Source organism: Polyangium sp. 15x6 (genome assembly GCF_029960785.1).
In the GTDB taxonomy this organism is placed as follows: domain Bacteria; phylum Myxococcota_A; class Polyangia; order Polyangiales; family Polyangiaceae; genus Polyangium.
The window spans coordinates 145,357-165,575 of record NZ_JASBQE010000017.1 but is presented as its reverse complement, the minus strand read 5'-3'; the positions used below and the strand labels follow the sequence as shown (position 1 = coordinate 165,575).

Here is a 20,219-nt window from a genome sequence, read left to right as displayed (position 1 = left end):
CGCGCGCTCGGTGCCGCCCCCGGCCACGCCGGTGCCTCCGATGGCCACGGGCGCCCCGCCCCCGCCGCCGGCTCCGCCGTCGCTCGGCGCGCCGCCGCCTCCGCCGCCGGGTTCGATGATGGGCGCGCCTCCGCCGCCCCCGCCGGGCCCGATGATGGGTGCGCCGCCGCCTCCGCCGCCGGGACCTCCGATGATGGGTGCGCCGCCGCCTCCGCCGCCGGGACCTCCCTCGGCGATTGGCTTCGGGGCTCCGCCGCCGCCGCCTCCGCCGCAGTACGGCAACATGGCGCCTCCGGGACCGCCTCCGGCTCCGCCTGCGCCTGCGCCCTCCGCGGCCGGCGGCATCCCGGGCGCGATCCCGCTCTTCGCGTACTACGCGGGCGAGCGGAGCGTCGTGAACAAGGACCGCTTCATCATCGGCCGCGGCAAGCAGTCGAGCGACCTGACGATCAAGGACCCGAACGTCTCGCGCCAGCACGCGATGGTCGAGTACCTGAACGGCCAGTACTACATGGTCGACATGGGCTCGACGAACGGCGTCGAGTTCAACGGCCAGCGCATCACGCGCAAGGCGATCGGCGAAGGCGACTCGTTCCGGATCTGCGACCACGAGGTCCGGTTCTCCTTCCGCTGACGCGTTGATGGGGACGGTCATGGGTGGCTCGCGTGGACAAACCCTGCGAGCCACCCGCCACGCCCCACCTTTCCTCTCCTTCACGCTCGCCGCGCTCCTCGTCACGGGACACGCCCGCGCCTCGAACGAGCCGCCCTGGGTCGCGCCCGAGACCGAGCCGTTGCCTCAGGGCATCGTCAGCGCGCGCATCCTCAAGGCCGATCAGCCGATCCTCGCCTCGCCGTGGGAAGGTGCACAGCGCCGTGGATCGGCCGCGCTCGACGTGCACCTGCCGATCTTTGCCGTCCGCCGCGGCCCGGGCTGCAAGGGACGATTCCTCTCGATCGGCCCGCTCGCGTGGGTCTGCGAGGACGCCGTCGAGCTCGCGGAGACGCCCTTCGTCAACGCCGCCTACCGCGCGATCCGCGAGACCCCGGATGGCTTGCCCTTCCGGTACTACTTCGTCGGCCCCGACGGATCGTTTGCGTACAAAAAGCTTCACGCGGTCGACATCGGCGCGCCCGACATGCAGCTCGAACCTGGGTTCGCCGTCGCGATCGTGGAGGAGCGCGTGGTCGAGGGCGCTCGTTACGGACGCAGCCACAACGAGCTCTGGATCCCGATGCGGGACCTCGGCCCCGCGCGGCCGCTCGCCTTCCGCGGCGAGGAGATCAAGCCCGACGCGCCCGCGGACGTCTTGCCCTTCGCGTGGATCCTCGTCGACAAGGCGAAGGTTTTTTCGTCGCCCAGCGCGCTCGGCAAAACGGAGTCGAGCCGCGCGCGCTTCGAACGTGTGCCCTTCTTCGAGGAGAAACACGTGGGCGGCGCGCGCTTCTCGCGCATCGGCGAGAGCGCGTGGGTCCGCTCCTCGGATCTCCGCCACCCCACGATCGCGCCGCCGCCGCCCGAGGTCGACGTCGCCGCGGGCGAGAAGTGGATCGACGTCGAGCTCGAGAGCCAGACGCTCGTGGCCTACGAAGGCAAACGGCCCGTCTTCGCGACGCTCGTCTCGACGGGCAAGGGACGTGAAGGCACGGCGACGGCGACGCCGCGCGGGACCTCGCGGATCTGGGCGAAGCTCTTCACCTCGAACATGGACAACCTCGAGGACGAGGGCGCGACGCGGTACTACCGGATGGAGGACGTGCCCTGGGTGCAGTTCTTCGCGAAGGGCGTGGGCCTGCACGGCGCGTTCTGGCATCGATCGTTCGGCACCGTGCGCAGCCACGGCTGCGTCAACCTCGCGCCGCTCGACGCGCAGAGGCTCTTCTTCTGGACCACGCCGCGCGTGCCCGCCGGATGGACCGCCGCCTTGCCGAGCACACACGACGTGGGCACGGTCGTGCGAGTACGCTAGAAGCCCTCACGCGAGAGAGCGCTCACCCATGGTCTCGATCGTCAACGCTGTCCGTGATCTCGGCCGACTACGCCAGATCTACGTCGTGCTCGTTCGTCACGGCTTCGGCGAGCTCGCGCAAAGGCTCGGCCTCGGCGGCCGCTCGCGCACGCAGGCCATGCCCGAGCTGCCCGCGGGCGTCGACGCGAGCGAAGCGCTCGTCGAGGCGCCCGAGTCCGACGCGAAGCGCGGCGAGGAGGAGCGACGTCGCATCTCGCTGCCCGAGCGCGTGCGGCTCGTGTGCATGGATCTCGGCCCCTCGTTCGTGAAGCTCGGCCAGATCGCCTCCACGCGCCCCGACGTCCTGCCGAACGACTGGATCATCGAGCTGAAGAAGCTCCAGGACGAGGTGAACCCGCTGCCGTGGAGCGACATCAAGGCCGCGGTCGAGACCTCGCTCGGCGCGCCGATCGAGGACATCTACGAGCGGTTCGAGGAAAAACCTCTCGCCGCGGCCTCGATCGGCCAGGTGCATCGCGCGGTGCTCAAGCACGCGGACGGCCCGCAAGAGGTCGTCGTGAAGGTGCAGCGGCCCGGCGTGCGCACGACCGTCGCGCGCGACCTCGAGCTCTTGCACGCGCTCGCGAAGCTCATCGAGCGCACGATCCCCGAATCGTCCTTGTACCAACCATCGGCGCTCGTCGATCAGTTCGATCGCGCGATCACGAGCGAGCTCGACTTCGGACTCGAGGCCGAGCACGCCGAGAAGTTCGCGCGCCACTTCGCGGGCCACCCGCACGCGCGTTTCCCGCGCGTCTACCGCGAAGCCTCATCGAAGACCGTGCTCACGCTGGAGCTCCTGCCCGGCGGCAAGGTCTACGACGAGATCCGCGACCACGGGCACAAGGGCCCCGCGATCGCGCAGGCCGCGGTCGGCATCGTCGTGAAGATGATCTTCGAGGACGGCTTCTTCCACGCGGACCCGCATCCCGGGAACATCTTGATCTCCGGCGATCCGGACAGCCCCACGATCGGCCTCATCGACCTCGGCATGGTCGGCCGTTTGTCGCCGGAGATGCGCGACAAGACCCTCGACCTGATGATCGCCGCGGTTCGTCAGGACCACCTCGGCGTCGCGGACGCGCTCTACGCGATCGGCACGCCGACGAAGAAGGTCGACATGCGCGCTTATCGCGCCGAGGTCAGCGTCCTGGCGGAGAAGTACCTCGGCCGTCCGCTCAAGGAGATCGACGTCGCCGCGATGATCAGCGACCTCATGCGCGGCGCGAGCAAGTACGGCATCGAGATCCCGCCGGACTTCTTGCTCGTCGGCAAGGCGATCATGACGATCGAGGGCGTCGGCAAGGAGATCGACCCGGACCTCGACGTCTTCGGCGTCGCGCGTCCGTTCTTCCTCGATCTCCTGCGCAAACGTTACTCGCCCGAGCGCGTCGGGATGGAGCTCTGGCGCGGCGTCGAGCGCCTTTCCGGCGCTGCCTACGACTTGCCGCAACAGCTCCGCGAGGTCCTCGACGACCTGCGCCTCGGGCGGCTGACCTTACGCACCGCCGATCCGACCCTCCCGCGCACGGTCGATCGCCTCGGACGGCGCCTCTTCGCGGGCCTCGTCGTGGCGACCTTCGTCTTCGCGGGGACGTGGCTGCTTCAAACGGATCGAAGGGATCCGCTCGGCATCACGCTCCTCGTCTTCGGCGTGCTCGTGATGCTCGGGCACGTCGTCCTCGACGTGCTCCGCCATCTCCGTTAACAACCGCCACGGACCGCCACTGACCACCACATGCGCAGAGCAGGGCGCCGAGCTACCTCGACGCCCTGCTTCGCGGCCCGGTGAATCCGCGCGTGGCCTGTGCGATCAGAGCTGCGGGATCTTGCCCTGGAGCAAGAACGCGATGATCAGCGCGAAGAGCACGAGCGACTCGATGAGCGCCAGGCCGAGAATCATCGGCGTCTGGATACGAGCCGCGGCGCCCGGGTTGCGCGAGATGCCCTCGAGGGCGGCCGCGGCGGCGCGGCCCTGACCGAGCGTACCGCCGAGGGCGGCGATGCCGATCGCGAGGCCGGCGGCCAGCGCGATCATGCCGCTCGTGTCGAACTTGTTCGAAGCAGCAGCATCCTGCGCGAACGCCATGCTGGGAACGAGGGCCAGCGCGGTGGCGACCAGCGTGGACAGGGTGAGCTTGCTCTTGAGAGACATCCGGTTCTGCTCCTTTCAGGCCACGCGCCCCCATGGGGGGCTGCATGCATCATTCGATACGACCCGCGGGGTTCGGGGGGACCGACTGTTGGTCCCAGCCCGCCGAGGGCTCGGGGGCTTCGCTTCGGGCGGCCCCGCTCTAATCCGAATCTACGAGTTTGGCTAGCGACTTTTTGAGGATCCCACCGCGATCTTTCGCGGAGGCGCCTCAGTGGTGTTCTGCGTGGTGGTGCTCCGTGGCGAGGCCGATGTAGATGCTGCTGAGCAGGCAGAACACCAGCGTCTGCACGACGATCACGATGAGCCCGAGCATCATCACGGGCAGCGGCAGGAAGATCGCCACGAGACCGAAGAAGACCGAGGCGATGAGGTGGTCGACCGCGATGTTGACCATCAGACGCACGCTGAGCGTGATCGGACGGACGCAGGTCGAGATGACCTCGATCGGGAAGATGAGCGGCGCGAGGTACCACTTCGGCCCCGCGAGGTGCGCGATGTAGCTCCAGCCGTTTTCCTTGATGCCCCAGATGTTGAAGGAGAGGAAAACGAGCAGCGCGCAGCCGAGCGTGACGTTCAGGCTCGACGTGGGCGGCGAGAAGCCGGGGATCAGGCCCGAGACGTTCGAGAAGAAGATGAAGCCCGCGGCGCCGCCGATCAGCGGGAAGTACCGCTTGGCGTTCTCGGCCCCCATCACGTCCTTGGCCATGTTGTAGAAGTAGCCGAAGAACGCCTCGAAGAACGTGCGCAGGTTGAGCCGATCGTCCGGAACGACCGACTCGTCGAGCCGCCGGAACTTCGAGCGCACCGACATCGCCATCGCGATGAACACCACGATGATGAGCAGGCTCGAGAAGATCGGCTCGACCGAGTGGTAGCTCATCGGCTCGTGACCGATGAAGGTGTGGCCAAGGTTCTTCGCGTTCTCACGAAGACCAGGGAGGTGGGCCAGGAGGAAGGTCAGAAAACCAGTATGCTCGGGCATGACCGTCGTCGCTCCGTCACGAGGAGCGCTCCAATCTTGAGCTCGATCTCGATCTCAGGGCTCGTTCGAGGGGTCCCCCTCGTCGGCGGGCCTCGCCTTTAGCACATCTTCACGCGGCGCGTCCTCGAAAGATCTTCGCGAAGTTTGTGAAGCAGACCCCGGCGTCCGTCGCCCGTCCCCCTCCGGGACATCCTCCGGGGGCTTCGGGCCAAACAGCGTCCCCACCGTGATCCCGATGGGCAGCGCCCCATAGCCCACGATGAGGGAGAGGCCCGACGCGATCCCGCTGCGCAGGATGAGCCAAACCCCACCCAGCAAGAGCGCGAGCTTGATCGTCGCGATGACCGCCCAGGGCGCGGTGTTTCCCCGCCGGGACAGAAACGCCTCGCCCACCTGCGCGAAGACCCAGAGGTTCACCGGCGCGAGCGCCCCGCCGATCGCCACGCCGAGCCCGAACCGCGGCCCGCCGAACGCGAACGCGCCGAGCGAAAGGACAACCCCCGTTCCGATCACCCCGAGGAGCGCCGCGCGCATCTGCGCGTCGAGCTTGGAAGGCTTCTGCGCGTCGTCGCTCATCCGCCTCCCCTCCCCTCGCCTTCATCGTCCGCCTTCGTGATCGGCGGTTCGTCCTTGCGCTCGTCGGGCGTGTCGTAACGCGGCCGCGGATTGCCTTGCTCGCGCTCCTCGCGCTCGGCCTGGGCCTTCATCTCGCGCGAGGCGCGCAGGAAGGCCTTCACCGCCGCGCCGCAGCCGAAGAAGAAGCCGAGGACCGAGAGGTACGGCTCGGTGCCGAATTTACCGTCGAGCCAGCGCCCGCCGAAGAAACCGAAGGCGATCGAGAGGACGATCTCGAGGCCGATCGTCCCGAGGCTCCCGACGCCGCGCCACTCCTCGACCTTCGGCGGCCGCTTGCGCTCCTTGGCGTTCACCGCTCGCCCGCCACGCGCGCCACCGTCGCGCGCCTGTTCTCGATCAACGCCTCGAGCACGGGCCGCATCGAGCGCGCCGCTTCGGCGCGGTGGCTGATGCGGTTCTTCTCGTCGTCGCCGAGCTCGGCCATCGTGCGGCCGTCGCCCTTGACGATGAAGAGCGGGTCGTAGCCGAAGCCGCCCGCGCCGCGCGCCTGCTGCGCGATCGTCCCCTCGCATCGGCCCTCGCAGATGACCTCGGGCTCGACCTCGTTCCACGGATCGAGCAGCACCATCGTGCAGCGGAAGCGCGCCGTGCGGTGCTCGTCGTCGATCTCCTCGAGCGCCGCGAGCAGCGCCGCGTTGTTCTCCGAGTCGGTCGCGCCTTCCTTCGCGAAGCGCGCCGAGCGCACGCCGGGCCGACCCGCGAGCGCGTCGACCTCGAGCCCCGCGTCCTCCGCGAGCGTCACCATCATCGCGGCCTCGGACGCCGTGCGTGCCTTGATGAGCGCGTTGTCCACGAACGTCGCGCCGTCCTCGATGATCGGCGGCAAGTCGGGCAGCACCTGCGAGAGCGGCAAGAGCTTGATGGGCAGGTCGGAGAAGATCGCCCCGAGCTCCGCCAGCTTGCCGCGGTTCGTCGTGGCGACGAGGATCGACAGCGGCAGGTTCGACTCGCTCACGAGAATCTCCCCGGCTGGAAGAGGGACGCGAGCTCGACGCCCGCGGACGCGAGCGCGCTTCGTTGCATCGCCACGAGCTTCGCGACGCCCACGAGGCCGACGTCGATCATGGCGTCGAGGTCGCGCCGCTCGATCGCCTCGCCTTCGGCCGTGGCTTGCACCTCGACGATCGATCCGCGCGCCGTACCCACGACGTTGAGGTCCACGCGCGCGCGGCTGTCCTCTTCGTACACGAGGTCGAGGAGCGCATCGCCGCCGAGGTGGCCCACGCTGATCGCGGCCACCTGATCGCGCAGCACCGGCGCGATCTGTCCCGCCGTGCGCAGCTTCGCGAGCGCGAGCACCGCGGCCACGAAGCCGCCGGTGATCGACGCCGTCCGCGTCCCGCCGTCGGCCTCCAGCACATCGCAGTCGATCACGATCGTGCGCTCGCCGGTCGCGTCGAGGTCGATCGCGCTGCGGAGCGCGCGCCCGATGAGCCGCTGGATCTCCTGCGTCCGACCGCTCGGCGACTTGCCGCGCCCCTCGCGCGCTTCCCTGCGCGCGGGGTTCGCGCGCGGATGCATCTGGTACTCGGCCGTCAACCAGCCTTTGCCTTTGCCTGACATCCATGCGGGTACGCCGACGTCGATCGACGCGGTGCAAAGCACGACCGTGCCGCCCGCGCGGTAGAGCACGGAGCCCTCCGCGTTGCGGTGGAAGTGCGGGACAATCTCGACGGGGCGGGGTTCGGCGGGGCTACGGCCATCGGGGCGGGACACGCCGCGTCCTTAGCACAGGCGAAGAGCCGCGCAGTGCATCCTCACACCGGACGCATGCACTCCTCGTCCGGCCTGCGCGCCCGCTGGTCGCTTCCGTCACCAGCTCACGGGATACGCCGTCGCGTAGAGCCCATCGGCCGATCCGCCTCGCGTCGAGGCGCGCTGGACGAGATAAAGCTCCTGCTTTGGTCCCTGACAGACGAACGCGCCTCCCTCGGACGCGACGTACACCTGAAGCCCGACGGTCCTCATGGTGAACGCCTCCGGCCACGTCTCGCGCTTCTTCAAGTACTCGAGCGCGGAGTTCGACCGCGGAGGCACGTCGGACCGCTCGAGGGTGCGGATGAGCCGGTCCGCCTGGGAAAACGCCGCGCCGTCCTCCTTGGCGATGTCGGCGATGCCGACTTTCGCGGGCAGCTGCCCCGGGCCCACCTCGTTCGCGGGCACGCGGCGCGACCGGACGATGGTGAACTCGTCGGTCGTCTTCGCGCCCTCGACACGGTGGCCCCGGCCGATCCATCGACCGTCGCCGGAAGGGACGACCGCGTTCCAAGGCTTGCACGAACCGAAGGCGTTCAGCACCGCGCACGGGCCGCTCTTCGCGTCGGCCGCGCACTTGAGCGTCTTCTTGAGCGCGGCGACGTCGAGATCGTCGGGCGCGGCCACAGCCTCGGGCGTCGTCGTGGGCGGCGGCGCGGCGGACGGAGGCGTGGGCGCCCCGGTGCGCACGGGGGCCGCGGAGTCCCCGGCGGGCTCCTGGGAACACGCGGCGACGGCGATCGAGACGAGGACGACGAAGGGGCGCGTTCGCATGGGCGCGCAGTCTGGCACGCCCTCGTTCGTCCGCTACGGCGGGTCGATCAGGAGCTTCGGCCGGAGCCGCCCGAGCGACTTCCGCCCGATCCCTTTCACGCGGAGGAGATCCTCCGGCCGCTTGAACCGCCCGAGCTTCGCCCGCAGCGCGAGGATCGCCTTGGCCTTCGTGGCCCCGACGCCCGGTAGCTTCCGCAGATCCTCCTCCGTCGCGAGGTTCAGGATCACGCGTCCATCCGGCGTCACCGCCGCGATCGGCGCGCCCGCATCCGCCGCTGCGCCCGCATCCGCGCCCGCTCCCGCATCCGCGCCCGCTCCCGCGTCCGCCGACGCGACCGCCGTGGGCACGGGCGCCGCCGCGCTCGTGCTCGTCGCCGGCGGACCGAGGTAAGCCCCGACGCGACGCGGCATCAAATCCGCGGCCGCCCCGGATCCCACGAACGCGAGCGCCAGGAATCCGAGCGCCCCGAGCGCGACTTTCCCCGCGAGCGGCATCCATGCCGATCCCCGCAGTCGCGCCGCGATCGACCCGAAAAACGCCCGCACGCGAGCTCCAACCTGCTTCTCGTCCTCTGCCGAACGTTCCACCGAGAGCCTCCTCGGCGGCCTCTTCGGCGATCTTCGTGCCAGCAAACGGGACGCGGGAACACGCGGGCATTTTGGGTGCAAAGGGTCCACGCGGGGGTGGCGCCGCCATGGCGGAGGGGTGGCGACGCCATCGGGACCTCTTCGCCGTCCTGCGCTACGATGCCTGCGAGCAGGTGACCATGTCCGACCCGCGTTTTTCCCCGTACCCCGAGGCCTTCTCGCGACGCACCTTCCTCGGCGCTGCCCTCACCGGCGCGGCGCTGCTCGGCGCCGATCACGCGCTCGCCGCGGGCTCGGGGCTCGCGGCCAAGCCGCCCGCGGGCTTCGTGCCCCTCTCGATCCCCGGCAAGGTCGCGAAGGTCGCGAAGTCGAACGTGATGCAGCCGAACGGCCTCTGGCCCACCGAGGGCGCCGCGAAGCTCATGCTCGAGCGCGTGATGGCCGAGCTCACGGGCAAGAGCGATCTCGGCGAGGCCTTCGCCAAGTTCGTCCACAAGGACGACAAGGTCGCCATCAAGCCGAACGGCATCGCAGGCCAGAAGGGCGCGTCGATGGCCACGAACCGCGAGCTCATCCTCGAAGTCGTGCGCGGCGTCATGGCCGCCGGCGTGCCCGCGAGCCAGATCATGATCTTCGAGCAGTACCCGAAGTTCTTGGAAGGCACGCGCATCTGGGATCGCCACAAGGGTCCGGACCCGGCACTTCCCGCGGGCATCGCGACCGCCGTGCACGAGAACGAGGACGCGACGATGCCCGAGCTCAAGGTGATGGGCATCCCGACGAAGTTCGTCCGGCCCTTCACGGAGGCGACGGCCGTGATCAACGTCGGCCTGATCAAGGATCACTCGATCTGCGGCTACACGGGTTGCCTCAAGAACATCACGCACGGCGCGACGATCAACCCGCACGCCTTCCACCAGCACAACGCGAGCCCGCAGATCGCCGAGCTCTACGCGCAGGACGTCGTGAAGAGCCGCGTGCGCTTGCACATCATCGACGGCTTCAAGCTCATCTACGACGAGGGTCCGCTCGACAAGAACAAGAAGCGCCGCGTGCTGCACGAGGCCGTCTACGCAACGACAGACCCCGTGGCGATGGACACGCTCGGCTGGGGCATCATCGAGCAGTGGCGCAAGGACAACGGCCTGCCAACGCTCAAAGACGCCGGCCGCGAACCCACGTACATCCGCATCGCAAGCGAGCTCGGGCTCGGCGTCTTCGACAAGAACCGCATCTCCTTGCGCGAAGTCACCCTCTGAGGGCGCGGAGCGGGGCTTTGCCCCGCACCCCAGCAGGGGGCTGTCCGCCCCCTGCACCCCGGACCAGCGCAAGCGCTGGACTCGGGGTCGATGAACTGCGCGATGCGCAGTTCATCGAACAGACCGTGGCAAGACCACGAGCCGACTCGCCAGTCGAGACAGCAGCACTGCCCTGCTTGCTAGCAACGCCCTCCCTGTCGACAGCGCGCATCGCGCGCTGTCGCCCTGGGTCCAGCGCTTGCGCTGGTCCGGGTGCAGGGGCGGATAGCCCCTGCTCGGGTCCGGGGTGAAACCCCGGCGCTACGCTGTGGAACCCCCTCAGGCGGGGCTCGTCGTGAGCGCCGGTGCGTCGTTCACGATGGGAGCCTGCAAGGGCTCGCCTGTCTCGGGATCCACGTCGTCGGCCGCTCGCCGCGCGCGCAGGGCGTGCCCGATGGCCTCGTTTTGCTGCACGATGGGGCCGAGCATGGCCATGCGGGAAGCTTGATCCTCCGGCGCCTCCGACGGGTATCGCCCGACGATCATGGCCACGAGTTGAAGCATTCGCCGCTGCCCCTCGGCGCGCGCGGCCTTCACCTCGAGAAACGTGATCCGCTTCGGCAAAGGCAGCTCGAGCGCGGTGCGATATTGCTTTGCCAGATCGACGAGCCGCGCGACATACCGCGAGAGCCCGAGCTCCTGCACCGTGGATACGCGCATCGGATCTTGGAGCACGCCGAGGATCCGCTCCACCTCGCAGAGCTCCTCCACGTAGGGGAGAGACGTCACGGCGAAGAGACCGCGCGGAAAGATCTCCTTCAAGAGCGCGGAGCCGCTCGTGGCGAGGGGATCGCCCTGCGCCGACGCCTCGACTTGCCGCTCGGCGGTATCACGAATCGCGACGAGCACGCCGTCGACGGCGAGATCGATCGGCTTTGCCTCGGGCGCGAACGCAGGGGCCTTTTCGTCCTGCGCCGCCCACTTCGCCTCGAGCGTGCGCAATGCCTCGTCGTGATCGATGCAGGAAGTCGCGAACACCGCGAAGTCCAGGTCGCCCGCAGCGAGCGCAGCCTTGCGCACCTGCCCAATCGCGAAAAGACGACGGCCGGGAGTGAACGTGTACAGACGGAAGAGCGTGTCGAGCGAGGTATCCATGCAGAGCCTCCTTCGGGGCATGCCGGAAGATTCGGTCGGGGCGGTAGACGCCAAACGGAGGGCTCGCCACGCAATCGGAGCAGCATTTCGGCGAAAAGGAGCGCGGACCGGATTCGCTGGGGGTCGACCCGCGGCGAAGCAGGGCGCGGACCGGATTCGCTGGGGGTCGACCCGCGGCGAAGCAGGGCGCGGACCGGGTTCGCTGGGGGTCGACCCGCGGCGAAGCAGGGCGCGGACCGGGTTCGACGAAGAGCGAGCATAGGGAGAAGGGCCGCATGCTCTTGACGCGCGTTCGAGACTCGACTCTACCGCGGCCATGAGCGGCGCGACGAACCAGGGGACTTCGGCCCCTCGGACATCCAGCCTCGGCAAGGCAGCGGTCCTCCTCGGGATCCTCGGATCGGTGAACGGCTGTGGCAGCATGCTCCGAATGGGGGGCGGCGAGACGACGGGGGCCGGCACATACGAGGGCGAGGAGTGCCGTCGCGTCTATTACGATCTCGATGACCACGACCCTGAGAGCGATTACAACCACAACGAGAAGAAGTTCCCGATTGGGGAGGACACATCCCCCGAGGCGCAGCTCCTCCTCGCGACGTGCGCGCGGCACATGAAGAAGGGGCGGCTCGGGCACGAGACCCGCCAATGGAACCGGATCAAGCCGCTCGACCCCGAGAAGGTGTACCGCTCCCTCGACGATCGCGACCTGGATATCGTCTCGGCCGCGCTCAGCGCGGTGATCATCGGGAACGACGAGGTCGCCGCGCGCTTCCAGCACGAGCGGCACTACAAGGACGCGCGGTATCAGGGCCTCGTGCTTTTTTATGCGTCGCTGATCCGTCGCGACGATCTGTCGGCCGCGCTCTCGCGTCTCGCCGTGCCCGCGGAGGTCAGGACGACGTTCCTCGCGCAATTCGACGGCGCGGCCCAGAGGGCCCGCGCGGCGGGGCTCGCGCCCGAGGAGATGACGGTGTACGTGAAGATCCCCCTCGACGTGCATGCGTCGCGGAGCAAGCACTACGAGGCGTACGCCGAGCTTTACGACGAGCTCGATGCGCTGCTCGCGAAGTCCGAGAAGGCTCGCGGCAGCGCGGAGGCGGCCGCGGCGCTCGCGCCCTCGTTCGTGGATCTCCGGAGCCGCTTCGTGGCGAAATGCGGGACGCTCGATTGCAGGGGCCGGCCGCTCTGGGCCCACACGACGCGCGAGCTTGCGCTCCTCGCGGTGGCGGAGGGCAAGAGGCTCGACGCGCACGTGGAGTCGCACATGCACGAAAGGGAAGGCAGCTACGTCGGCGGCTTCGTGCAAGCCATCACGGCGGCGCAATACGCCGAGCTCAGCCGGATGCGCGAGGCGTCCGCCAAGTACCAGAAGGCAAAGGAGAACGGCATCGACGAGCAGACGGCGCGGACCCTTTCGGGAGGTACGACCGGATTTCGCTTCAAAGACCGTGCGTTCTTCCATGTCGATTTGCGCCTGCCGGGGTACGCGAAGGCGCTCGACGGGAACGGAAGCGGATCCCCGCGCGTCGGCGCGTTCCCCGTGGGGAGCGTGCAGCCCGCCGCCGGGGGCAAGGGCGTGAAGATCACGTTCGAGAAGGACCGCCACCAATCGCAGGAGGCGTACAACTGCCGAACCACGAACCGGATCTCCCGCATTCACAGGGACGGCAGGCTCGAATACGAGGAGGTCTGCAACTGGCGGCCGGTGACCGTCGAGTCGGAGCGGCACAAGCCGGTCACGGTCCCGGCGGCGGAAGCAAAAAGCGTTCAGCGCGGCGATGTCGTCACGTTCCTCGCGCTCGGCGAGGAGGCCCGGATCATCGAGGTCAAGCGGGGCGACGTGGTGGTGCAGCTCCGCGGGGATGCCGTGCGGGAGCCGAACTGACCGCTCACGGCGGCGACAGGACGAGCGCCTGGAGCCGCCCGTTCTCGCACGCCGTGTTCGTCTCGCACTCGATCCAGTAAAGCGCCTCGTCGTCGACGGTGAAATGGAACGGCCCGGTCGGCCGCGCCACGATCTCGGCCGCCTGGGTCCCCCAGTTCGGGCCGCCCACCGGCAGCCGCGCGATCGCCTTGCCACCGTCGAACGTCGAGGCGCCGAAATAAACCCAATCGCCATTCACCTCGATCGGCGGCAGGACCGCGAGCGAGAAGTCCGTCGCCGCATTCGAGAAGATGAGCTCGCCGCTCGCCGGCACGAACGACTCCACCGCCCCGCCGGCCTTCGGGACGCGGTTCAAAAGCGCGTTGTTCTGCGCGAAGAAAAACACGTATTCATCCGAGACGTCGAGGCTCGACGCGAAATTGACGCCCTTCGCGAGCGCCTTCTCCTCCACGCCCACGCCCACCGACGGATCGATCGAGTACACCGCGCCGGTCAAGGCCTGCTCGCCGTCGTCGCACGAGTTCGGCACGTCGTCGCCCAGCGCGAAGCGCGTGAAATAGAGCCGGCCGTCGCTGTAGCGGATGTCGTAGAGCAGCGAGGCCGCCGTTCCCTCCTTGTATTCCGGGTCGATCCAGAGCGCCTCGTACGAGGTCGATCCCTTCGCCACCCGGCCCACGAGCCCGTCCGTGAGCATGTAATAGAGGTATTCGCCTCCGAGGGTGATCCCGGCGAGCTTCTCGAACTCCGGTTGCTCGCCGAGCACGGGGATCACGTCGGGATCGCAGTTCCTCGGGTCGCACCAGGAGAGATTCGACCCGAGGCAGGTCGACTCGTTGCCGCGCTGGGTCCAGGCGATGAAATCGTGCGAGACCACGGCCCATTCGACCCGCAGGCCCCCGACGTCCAGGAGCGGCGCCGAGCATCCGGGCTTCGGCAGGCGGCGAACCGAGCCGGGCGTCGCATATTGCCGGACGACGATGGACTCGGCGTCCGAGGTCAGCGACCCCATGACGACGTTCGGCTCGATGAGGAACGGCTCGCACGCCTCCCCGCTGCCTCCGCACGGAATCGAGGCGCACGCGAGGTTCGGCGGGGGCTTCGGCGCATACTCGTCGTAACCATCGTCGACGCAGCTCGACACGAGCAGGGCCGTGAGGCCCATCGAAGCGGCACGAAGCAGCGATCCATTCATGCGCGGATCTTACAACGCCCGCGAACGTGCTTGCCAGCGCCGAGGAGATCCGGTTTGCTTCTCCCCCGGAGCGAGCGTTCCATGCCCAGCGCCACCGGCACGCAGAAGTTTCTCGAACACGGGGCCCTCGAATTCACGAGGACGCGGCCCATCGTGGCGAACGCCCTCCTCACGCTGAATGACGAGAACGCCGAGCGCATGCCGGACGAGCAGCGCCACAAGATCCGGCGCAGCCGCCGCCTTCACGCGGCCAAGCTCGTCAAGACGAACAATCCCACGGTCGACCGAAACCTCGCCTACGAGCTCGTCCTCGAACGTTACGAGCCCGGGACGCCGCGCCCCGCCGACAGCTTTCTCACCTGGTACTTGCCCTGGAACCCCGGCGGCGGGCAGGTCACGATGCACATCCCCGACGGCGAGGTCCTCGACGACAGGGGCGCGAACGTCAATCCGCCCGTCTTCTTCACCGCCGAGCTCACGGGCTGCTCGGTCTTCATTCGCGGCGACCGGCGGCGACCGGAGGTCTTTCATTCGGGCGCCCATGCTGCGAGCTGGCAGGGCAGCGCCGGCACGCACTGGCGCGCGCTCTTCGCCAGGAGCCGCCCGCGGACCTTCGCGCGCGAGAGCTACGTCGAGGTCAACAAGCACCATTACATGGGCGGCGAGCTGCTCGGGCAGCCGTACGTGCCGCCGCTCGTGAAGGAATACATCCAGAAGGTCACGGACGAGGAGGCGCGGGCGGGCAGGGCCTTCGACCTCGTCGATTGCACCGGATTCGGCTGCGTGTTCGGCCTGCGCGACGAGGCCGGCCTCTGGTCGTTCTACCTGCAGGAGAACGTCCGCGTCTTTTATCGCCGCGGCCCCGGCGGCCCGCTCTTCCAGTGCGCGAACCGCACCTTGCGCGTCTCGCGGGTCTACCCCGATCGCGCGGTCCTCTCCCGCAACGAAGAACCGAAGCCGCTCCCCTGAGCGGACCGAAGAGGGACACGTATGCCGATCCTCGAACTCACGTTATCGGGCGGAGCGAAGCTCTCCGTGCACAATTTCTCCGTGCAGGAGGCTCTCTCCGAGCTCTTCCACGTGTCCGTCGTGGCGCGGGCGCAGCGGCCCGACCTCGACCTCGAGGCGATCGTCGGCAAGCCCGCCTCGCTCCACATCGTGGCCGGCTGGACCTACGTGAAAGACCAGGGCGCGCGCACCTGGAAAGGCGTCTGCAGCTACATCGAGCAATCCCAGGCGCAGACCGAGGAGACCGGGCTCTCGACCTATTACCTGCACATCGTGCCCGACCTGTGGCTGCTCACCCAGCGCACGAACCACCGCATCTTCCAGCACCTCTCCCTTCCCGACATCGCCGACGTGCTGCTCCGCGAGTGGGGCGTCGAGCCGACCTGGCAGATCGATCGAGGGCTCTACCCGAAGCTCGAATTCAAGGTCCAGTACGGCGAGAGCGATTATACCTTCCTCTGCCGCCTGCTCGAAGAGGCTGGCATCACGTTCTGGTTTTCGGACCGGGGCGGCGCGGGCTCCGTGCTCACGTTCGGCGACAAGCTGCACGCGGCGGCGCCGCGCCCGCCCATTCTTTTCGTCGACAACCCGAACCAGGCCGCGCAGCGCGAGTTTCTCTCGCTCGTCCGCCTCGGCCACGAGGTCCGGCCGGGCGCGCACGTCATGCGCGACCATGATTTCCGCAATCCCTCCTTCCCGCTCCTCGGGAGCGCCGCCCCTCCGGCGACGGGCCCCGAGAGCAAATACGAGCAATACACCTACAACCCGGGCGCGTTCCTCGTGGAGGGCACGATGGGCGGCGGGGGCACGCCGGTGGCGGACGATCAGGCCATCGCCCGGCACGACCCCAAATACGGGACCGACCTCGCCACGCGCCGCCTGCAATCGCTCCGCGCCGACAAACGCCGGGTCACGTTCAACACGAACACCCTCGATCTTTTCCCGGGCGCGGTCTTCACGATCGAGGACCATTTGCACCCGTCGCTCGGGCCGAGCCAGCGATTGCTCGTTTCGTCGTTCTCCGTGGAAGGCACGCCGGGCGACGAATGGACCATGACCGGCGCCGCGGTCTTCGCCGACCCCGCCGCGCCCTACCGCCCGCCGATCAAGACGCCGCGCCCGCGGGTCTTCGGCGTGCAGAGCGCGACCGTGGTGGGCCCGCCGGGCAAGGAGATCCATACCGACGAGTTCGGCCGCGTGCGCGTGCAATTCCCCTGGGATCGCGAGGGCAACTACGACGACCGGACCTCGTGCTGGATGCGCGTGAGCCAGGGCTGGGCCGGCACGGCGTACGGGATGATCACGATTCCGCGCGTCGGCCAGGAGGTGCTCGTCACGTTCCTCGACGGCGATCCGGATCGGCCGGTCGTGACGGGCCGCGTCTACAATGCGATCGAGCAGGTGCCCTACAAGCTCCCGGACGACATGACCGTGAGCACGTGGAAGAGCCAATCCTCTCCGGCCACGGGCGGCTACAACGAGATCAAATTCGACGACAAGGCCGGATCGGAGCGCGTCTACGTGCAGGCCGAGCGAGATTTGCACAAGCTCGTCAAGAACGACGAGGTGCTCCGCACGCAGCACGACAAGATGGAGACGGTGGACGGCGCGTCGGACCTCGTGGTGAAGGGCGTGCGCAAGCAGCTCATCGAATCGGCGGACCATTTGCACGTGTTGCTCGACCAGCGCAGCCAGGTCGACGGCGGGGTCTCGCTGACCGTGAAGATGGGCAAGCAGGAGAAGGTGGGGACCGATTACGCGCTCGACGCGGGCCAGGAGATTCACCTCAAGGCGGGCATGACGCTCGTGCTCGAAGCCGGGCTGCGGCTGACCATCAAGGGACCGGCAGGCTTCATCGATTTCCACCCGATGGGCATCGATATCGTGGGGCTCCTCGTCAACATCAACAGCGGCGGTTTTCCGGCCTTCGGCAAGGGCGCCTCCCCCGACGCGCCCGAGGACGCGATGGAGGCCGAGCCCCGCGACAGGCCGCCCGGCGCGCCGGCGGGGAATTCGAGCACGGGCACCGGCGGTACGTCCGGCCAAGGTGGGAGCTAGGCCATGCCCCTCGCTGCCCGTATCGACGACGAGCTGACGTGCGAGGTCCACGGCGCGGGCATCATCACGGAAGGGTGCCCGACGGTGATCATCGGCTTTCAGCCGGCCGCGCGGGTCGAGGACGAGATCCTTTGCCAGGAGGTGCCGAGCGAGATCGCCAAGGGTTGCGAGACGGTGTTCATCGGCGGAATGCCGGCCGCGCGCGTCGACGATGTGGCCGTGGACGGCGCGGTGATCAGCACCGGATTTGCCACGGTGAACATCGGCACGACGCCGCAGATCCAGGTGCTGCTCCTGGCCGCGGCGCTGGGTTTGCCCTTCTGCGAGGAATGCGAGCCGAGCTCGCTCGCCGGGCCGAGCGGGGAGCCATGAAAGCCGTTCTTCACATCGTCACGGGGCGATCGTCGGGGGAGCGGGTGCGGCTCCCGGTGGGGCAGCCATTTTGCGTGGGGCGCGGCGGGCGGGCGGATCTGATCCTGGCGCACGACGAGAAGATGGCCCTGGCGCATTTCGAGCTCGAATGGGACGGCGCCACGTGCCGCCTGCGCGACCGGAGCCGGCAAGGGACGGAGCTCGATGGCAAGCACGTGGACGAGGCCGAGCTGAAGAACGGCGCGTGGATCGGCGCGGGCGGGACGCGGTTTCTGTTCCGCATCCGCAGCGAGGATCTCCGGTCGGAGCTACCGCCGGCGCCGCCCGCGCCGTCGCCTTCGCCGGAACTGCTTTCGGCGCGCCGGGAGGCGCTCGTGGTGCTGTCGCGGGAGAAGCGTCTCTTCGCGATTCTGGATGCGGCCCGGGATCGGCGCGTCCGCGCCTTGCTCGCCGCATGCGACGAGGAATTTCGCTCGCTCTACGAAGGCCAGAAAGGCGAGGCCCTCGCCGAGGTGGCGCCGTACCTCGTGCAACTCCAGTCGGGTTCGCCGCTGCTCCCCGTGCTCGTGGAGGACGCGTGGGGCGAGAGCTGGGGCGTGTATCTGACGAGCGCGCGGCCCTTCAAGGAGGTCCGCCAAAGGCTGCGCCGATCGCTCATGGTGCAGGACGAGGAGACGGGCAAGCGGATGTATTTCCGCTTTTATGACCCGCGCGTCCTTCGGCTGTTCTGGCCGGCATGTACGCCGCGGCAAAAAAGCGAGATAGCCGGCACGGAGATCGAATCGTTTCTCGTCGAGGGCACCACGGGCGAGGTGCTGCGATTCGCCCGGGAGGGATGAGGCGATGCTGACGTTGCGCCGGGGGCAACGAAAGGCCTTCGAACCGCTGGTGGAGGACGCGCTCGTCGAGCGCATTTTCGTCTTCCTCCGCCAGCGTCCCGAACCCGAGATTCATCGCCTCGACGACGCGCACCTCCGCGCGGCCATCCGCGCGGGCGTGGCGCAGGGCCGGGCGTTTGGGCTCACGTGGCAATCGTCGCTCGGCGCGTTCGTGGGGCTCTCGATCGTCGTGGGGCCGAGGTTTCACGAGCACCCGGCCGTGCGCGCCATTCTGACGGACGAGACGATCCCGCCGGACGAGCGAATCGCCGCGCTCCGCGACAGGCTCACCGAGGAGGAATGGCGCGAGGCTTCGGGCCCGGAGGTGACGACGCGATGATGCCCCCCGATCCCCGGACCACCACGACCACCACGTCGACCACCACGTCGACGACCTCGACGGCGGCGACGAGCATGATCGACGCTGCCTCTGTCGCGCTCCCCTCGACGCCGCCCAGCGCGAGCGTCGCATGTGCCGCGGGCAAGGTCGCCGAGCCGTCGTCGAGCGCACCCGCGAAGAAGATAATGTCCCCCGAGGAGATCAGGGAGTACGCGGGCAAGCTCGATAAGATGGTGCAAGAGGCCGTCAACTTCCAGCAAAAAATCTTGACCGACACCGACGACATCGCGGAGCTTTATCTAGCCCTGGAAAGGATAAAGAAGGCGCCCGACCCGGATGTTTCGTCGAAGTGGACCGCGTTTTGGCGGACCTGGGGGAAGAGCGCGATCGTCCCGCTCAAGCAATTCGTCGACGCCGAGAACAACAAGCAGAACGAGCAGAACAAGCGGAACGAGCAGAAGCTGGAAAACCAGCAGAAAATGGCGAAGGGCCTCGAGTGGAAGAAGGAGCAGGACGCGGCCAAGAAGAAGGAACGGGAGAGGCTCGCTCAGAAGCACAAGCAAGAAAAGGCGGCGCTCGCGAAGGCTCACAGGCGCCACTTCAGCAATCCCGATGTGCTGAAGTCCATCAACGAAAAACTGAAGTCCGTCGTCAACGAAAAACCCAACGAAAAACCCACGCTCTGCACGGCGGTCGTCGTCGTGGAAGGCACGGAACCGACGATGGCGTTCGGGACCAGCTCCGTGGGAAACCACTCCCCCTTTCAGGCCTTCTATCGGGACAAGGACGGGATTATCCGCTGCACGAAAGCCGCGGAGGTTCATGCCAAGGTGCTCGAACCGCTGCGCGCGACGCTCGCTGGCATCCAGAAGGTCGAGGACTGGGAAGTCTACGTCTGCGCAGAGGTCGACGCGGCAGTTCAGCTCTTGCTGCGCGGAAAGCGCCTGGAGCAGATCAAGACCTACGCCACGGACTTCGATCTCAACTACAAGGAGCGCTGCGCACACTGCACCCAGTGGGCGACGGAGTTCTGAGCCGGCAATCCCGAGATGCGCGTCACGGCATCCAGCTCACCTCGATCGTGCTCGCGTTCCTGGATTCGCTGACCAGGGTCACCCAAGCAAACGCCGGCGAAGGCGACCTCTCCGCCACGGACCTGCTCAGCACGCCTCCGAACAGCCCGTGAACGGCCCC

22 protein-coding genes are annotated in these 20,219 nt (G+C 68.3%); 12 read left to right on the top strand and 10 right to left on the bottom strand.

The window, feature by feature from the left end; all coding sequences use genetic code 11:
- The 3 genes from QHF83_RS15495 to QHF83_RS15485 form a co-directional block, all read left to right on the top strand.
- A partial coding sequence (locus QHF83_RS15495; protein WP_282418603.1) for an FHA domain-containing protein occupies window positions 1-634 on the top strand: 634 nt, incomplete at its 5' end.
- A 19-nt stretch (window positions 635-653) separates the two neighbouring features.
- Window positions 654-1,970, top strand: a complete 1,317-nt coding sequence (locus QHF83_RS15490; protein ID WP_282418602.1) for a L,D-transpeptidase — start codon at window positions 654-656, stop codon at window positions 1,968-1,970.
- A 28-nt stretch (window positions 1,971-1,998) separates the two neighbouring features.
- Window positions 1,999-3,717, top strand: coding sequence for an AarF/ABC1/UbiB kinase family protein (locus QHF83_RS15485; RefSeq protein WP_282418601.1), 1,719 nt, complete (start codon window positions 1,999-2,001; stop codon window positions 3,715-3,717).
- Between the two features lie 105 nt (window positions 3,718-3,822).
- Here the strand turns inward: QHF83_RS15485 and QHF83_RS15480 are convergent, their stop codons facing one another.
- The 8 genes from QHF83_RS15480 to QHF83_RS15445 form a co-directional block, all read right to left on the bottom strand.
- On the bottom strand, window positions 3,823-4,164 hold the full coding sequence (locus tag QHF83_RS15480) for an ATP synthase F0 subunit C (RefSeq protein WP_136928778.1): 342 nt from the start codon (window positions 4,162-4,164) through the stop codon (window positions 3,823-3,825).
- Between the two features lie 208 nt (window positions 4,165-4,372).
- A complete protein-coding gene (gene atpB / locus QHF83_RS15475; protein ID WP_282418600.1) occupies window positions 4,373-5,146 on the bottom strand; it encodes a F0F1 ATP synthase subunit A in 774 nt (257 codons plus the stop codon).
- 54 nt (window positions 5,147-5,200) lie between these two features.
- Window positions 5,201-5,722, bottom strand: coding sequence for an ATP synthase subunit I (locus tag QHF83_RS15470; protein WP_282418599.1), 522 nt, complete (start codon window positions 5,720-5,722; stop codon window positions 5,201-5,203).
- Window positions 5,719-6,075: an AtpZ/AtpI family protein gene (locus tag QHF83_RS15465; protein ID WP_282418598.1), complete on the bottom strand. Its 357-nt coding sequence runs from the start codon at window positions 6,073-6,075 to the stop codon at window positions 5,719-5,721. The genes QHF83_RS15470 and QHF83_RS15465 overlap by 4 nt, the downstream gene beginning before the upstream one ends.
- On the bottom strand, window positions 6,072-6,737 hold the full coding sequence (rdgB, locus tag QHF83_RS15460; RefSeq protein WP_282418597.1) for an RdgB/HAM1 family non-canonical purine NTP pyrophosphatase: 666 nt from the start codon (window positions 6,735-6,737) through the stop codon (window positions 6,072-6,074). Before rdgB ends, QHF83_RS15465 begins: the two co-directional genes overlap by 4 nt.
- The gene (gene rph, locus QHF83_RS15455; RefSeq protein WP_282418596.1) at window positions 6,734-7,498 is read right to left on the bottom strand and encodes a ribonuclease PH; all 765 of its coding nucleotides are present in this window, start codon (window positions 7,496-7,498) and stop codon (window positions 6,734-6,736) included. Before rph ends, rdgB begins: the two co-directional genes overlap by 4 nt.
- Before the next feature lie 96 nt (window positions 7,499-7,594).
- Window positions 7,595-8,311, bottom strand: coding sequence for a hypothetical protein (locus QHF83_RS15450; protein ID WP_282418595.1), 717 nt, complete (start codon window positions 8,309-8,311; stop codon window positions 7,595-7,597).
- A 33-nt stretch (window positions 8,312-8,344) separates the two neighbouring features.
- Entirely contained in the window at window positions 8,345-8,899 is a 555-nt protein-coding gene (locus tag QHF83_RS15445) for a helix-hairpin-helix domain-containing protein (protein WP_282418594.1), read from the bottom strand.
- Between the two features lie 107 nt (window positions 8,900-9,006).
- Between QHF83_RS15445 and QHF83_RS15440 the strand changes: the two genes are divergently transcribed.
- Window positions 9,007-10,158, top strand: a complete 1,152-nt coding sequence (locus tag QHF83_RS15440) for a DUF362 domain-containing protein (RefSeq protein WP_282418593.1) — start codon at window positions 9,007-9,009, stop codon at window positions 10,156-10,158.
- A gap of 318 nt (window positions 10,159-10,476) precedes the next feature.
- On the opposite strand, the gene QHF83_RS15435 is transcribed toward QHF83_RS15440, so the two are convergent.
- Entirely contained in the window at window positions 10,477-11,292 is an 816-nt protein-coding gene (locus QHF83_RS15435) for a hypothetical protein (protein WP_282418592.1), read from the bottom strand.
- Between the two features lie 316 nt (window positions 11,293-11,608).
- Here QHF83_RS15435 and QHF83_RS15430 point away from each other — a divergent pair, with 316 nt between their 5' ends.
- Complete coding sequence (locus tag QHF83_RS15430) at window positions 11,609-13,177, top strand: hypothetical protein (protein ID WP_282418591.1); 1,569 nt, start codon at window positions 11,609-11,611, stop codon at window positions 13,175-13,177.
- A gap of 4 nt (window positions 13,178-13,181) precedes the next feature.
- Here the strand turns inward: QHF83_RS15430 and QHF83_RS15425 are convergent, their stop codons facing one another.
- Entirely contained in the window at window positions 13,182-14,369 is a 1,188-nt protein-coding gene (locus QHF83_RS15425; RefSeq protein ID WP_282418590.1) for a hypothetical protein, read from the bottom strand.
- A gap of 81 nt (window positions 14,370-14,450) precedes the next feature.
- Here QHF83_RS15425 and QHF83_RS15420 point away from each other — a divergent pair, with 81 nt between their 5' ends.
- The 7 genes from QHF83_RS15420 to QHF83_RS15390 all read left to right on the top strand — a co-directional run bounded on the left by QHF83_RS15420 (window position 14,451) and on the right by QHF83_RS15390 (window position 20,211).
- Window positions 14,451-15,338 carry a hypothetical protein gene (locus QHF83_RS15420; protein ID WP_282418589.1) on the top strand — a complete coding sequence of 296 codons (888 nt, stop codon included), beginning with the start codon at window positions 14,451-14,453 and terminating at the stop codon, window positions 15,336-15,338.
- 21 nt (window positions 15,339-15,359) lie between these two features.
- Window positions 15,360-17,435, top strand: a complete 2,076-nt coding sequence (gene tssI, locus QHF83_RS15415; RefSeq protein ID WP_282418588.1) for a type VI secretion system tip protein TssI/VgrG — start codon at window positions 15,360-15,362, stop codon at window positions 17,433-17,435.
- A gap of 3 nt (window positions 17,436-17,438) precedes the next feature.
- Window positions 17,439-17,807 carry a PAAR domain-containing protein gene (locus QHF83_RS15410; protein WP_136928789.1) on the top strand — a complete coding sequence of 123 codons (369 nt, stop codon included), beginning with the start codon at window positions 17,439-17,441 and terminating at the stop codon, window positions 17,805-17,807.
- Window positions 17,804-18,646 (top strand): DUF4123 domain-containing protein, encoded by an 843-nt coding sequence (locus QHF83_RS15405; RefSeq protein ID WP_282418587.1) that lies wholly within the window; start codon window positions 17,804-17,806, stop codon window positions 18,644-18,646. The genes QHF83_RS15410 and QHF83_RS15405 overlap by 4 nt, the downstream gene beginning before the upstream one ends.
- 4 nt (window positions 18,647-18,650) lie before the next feature.
- The gene (locus QHF83_RS15400) at window positions 18,651-19,025 is read left to right on the top strand and encodes a hypothetical protein (RefSeq protein WP_282418586.1); all 375 of its coding nucleotides are present in this window, start codon (window positions 18,651-18,653) and stop codon (window positions 19,023-19,025) included.
- Between the two features lie 185 nt (window positions 19,026-19,210).
- Window positions 19,211-20,059, top strand: a complete 849-nt coding sequence (locus QHF83_RS15395; protein ID WP_282418585.1) for a hypothetical protein — start codon at window positions 19,211-19,213, stop codon at window positions 20,057-20,059.
- A complete protein-coding gene (locus tag QHF83_RS15390; protein WP_282418584.1) occupies window positions 20,041-20,211 on the top strand; it encodes a hypothetical protein in 171 nt (56 codons plus the stop codon). The genes QHF83_RS15395 and QHF83_RS15390 overlap by 19 nt, the downstream gene beginning before the upstream one ends.
- Window positions 20,212-20,219 lie beyond the last annotated feature (8 nt).

Coding starts and splice junctions, on each gene's coding strand:
- QHF83_RS15400 (WP_282418586.1), top strand. CDS start 18,651: ATGCTGACGTTGCGCCGGGGGCAACGAAAGGCCTTCGAACCGCTGGTG.
- QHF83_RS15425 (WP_282418590.1), bottom strand. CDS start 14,369: ATGAATGGATCGCTGCTTCGTGCCGCTTCGATGGGCCTCACGGCCCTG.
- atpB (WP_282418600.1), bottom strand. CDS start 5,146: ATGCCCGAGCATACTGGTTTTCTGACCTTCCTCCTGGCCCACCTCCCT.
- QHF83_RS15435 (WP_282418592.1), bottom strand. CDS start 11,292: ATGGATACCTCGCTCGACACGCTCTTCCGTCTGTACACGTTCACTCCC.
- QHF83_RS15470 (WP_282418599.1), bottom strand. CDS start 5,722: ATGAGCGACGACGCGCAGAAGCCTTCCAAGCTCGACGCGCAGATGCGC.
- QHF83_RS15410 (WP_136928789.1), top strand. CDS start 17,439: ATGCCCCTCGCTGCCCGTATCGACGACGAGCTGACGTGCGAGGTCCAC.
- QHF83_RS15490 (WP_282418602.1), top strand. CDS start 654: ATGGGTGGCTCGCGTGGACAAACCCTGCGAGCCACCCGCCACGCCCCA.
- QHF83_RS15430 (WP_282418591.1), top strand. CDS start 11,609: ATGAGCGGCGCGACGAACCAGGGGACTTCGGCCCCTCGGACATCCAGC.
- QHF83_RS15420 (WP_282418589.1), top strand. CDS start 14,451: ATGCCCAGCGCCACCGGCACGCAGAAGTTTCTCGAACACGGGGCCCTC.
- tssI (WP_282418588.1), top strand. CDS start 15,360: ATGCCGATCCTCGAACTCACGTTATCGGGCGGAGCGAAGCTCTCCGTG.
- QHF83_RS15440 (WP_282418593.1), top strand. CDS start 9,007: ATGGCGGAGGGGTGGCGACGCCATCGGGACCTCTTCGCCGTCCTGCGC.
- QHF83_RS15485 (WP_282418601.1), top strand. CDS start 1,999: ATGGTCTCGATCGTCAACGCTGTCCGTGATCTCGGCCGACTACGCCAG.
- QHF83_RS15405 (WP_282418587.1), top strand. CDS start 17,804: ATGAAAGCCGTTCTTCACATCGTCACGGGGCGATCGTCGGGGGAGCGG.
- QHF83_RS15450 (WP_282418595.1), bottom strand. CDS start 8,311: ATGCGAACGCGCCCCTTCGTCGTCCTCGTCTCGATCGCCGTCGCCGCG.
- QHF83_RS15395 (WP_282418585.1), top strand. CDS start 19,211: ATGTCCCCCGAGGAGATCAGGGAGTACGCGGGCAAGCTCGATAAGATG.
- QHF83_RS15480 (WP_136928778.1), bottom strand. CDS start 4,164: ATGTCTCTCAAGAGCAAGCTCACCCTGTCCACGCTGGTCGCCACCGCG.